This is a genomic window from Paraburkholderia sp. (assembly GCF_050742655.1).
GTDB lineage: Bacteria > Pseudomonadota > Gammaproteobacteria > Burkholderiales > Burkholderiaceae > Paraburkholderia.
In genome coordinates this window covers 1-1,102 of sequence record NZ_JBOIGG010000078.1, presented here as the reverse complement: position 1 = coordinate 1,102, position 1,102 = coordinate 1, and the positions used below count along the sequence as shown (strand labels likewise).

The window sequence follows — 1,102 nt, the reverse complement described above, 5'->3', positions numbered from 1 at the left end:
TACCAAGGGCACGACGATCAAAGCGAACGCCAACACGGTATTCGGAATTTCTAAGTGTCCGTCCGGAGAGATATTGAATTCTATGAATCACTTGTGATTCAAGGGGGGTGGCCTGATTCGAAGGGGTCACCCATGTGGACGGCGAAGAATCGCGGGCGATACGACCGCGGCAAGTTGCGATATCCAAGCGATCTGACCGACTCCGAATGGGAGCTGGTTAAACCGCTCATTCCGCCGGGCAAGCGCGGCGGTGGCAAGCGGACCGTGGTGATGCGTGAGGTGGTGAACGGCCTCATGTACATTCTATCGACCGGCTGTCAGTGGCGGGCGATCCCGAAGGACCTGCCGCCGAAGAGCACGCTCTACGACTATTTCGACCTATGGACCTACGACGGCACATTGGAGGATATCCACCACGCCCTTTATGTGAAGTGTCGCGAGCAGGCCCAACGGGAGGCCAGCCCGACCGCCGCCATCATCGATAGTCAAAGCGTCAAGGGCGCCGAAAAAGGGGGGCCTCGATCGACCCGCATGGGTACGACGCCGGCAAGAAAATCAAGGGCAAGAAGCGGCATATTCTTGTAGATACGTTGGGCTTGCTGCTTCATGGCATCGTCCATCCGGCCGATATTCAAGATCGTGATGGCGGCATTCTCGTCATGGCGACACTGTTCGGGATGTTTCCTTTTTTGCAAAAGCTCTTCGCCGACGGCGGCTATCAAGGACCCGAATTCAACCAGGCTTTGGCACGCGTGCTCCCGCATCTCAAAGCCGAAATCGTCAAGCGTTCCGGTCACGCCAACGGATTTATGGTCTTGCCCAAACGCTGGCTCGTCGAGCGCACTTTCGCCTGGCTCAATCGATGTCGTAGGCTCGCCAAGGACTGGGAGAATCTCAATCGAAAAGCGCTCGCCTTCTTGCGCCTCGCCTCAATCCGCCTCATGCTCAGAAGACTTTGTAATCCCGTATGAAGTCACCGGACAGACTCTAAGTGTCCGTCCGGAGAGATATTGAATTCTATGAATCACTTGTGATTCAAGGGGGGTGGCCTGATTCGAAGGGGTCACCCATGTGGACGGCGAAGAATCGCGGGCGATACGAC

At 56.4% G+C, this 1,102-nt stretch carries 1 pseudogene; it reads left to right on the top strand.

Annotated features, from left to right (window positions below):
- The first annotated feature begins 132 nt into the window (after window positions 1-132).
- Window positions 133-971, top strand: a pseudogene (locus ACREXZ_RS30890) (IS5 family transposase).
- The last annotated feature ends 131 nt before the right edge of the window (window positions 972-1,102 follow it).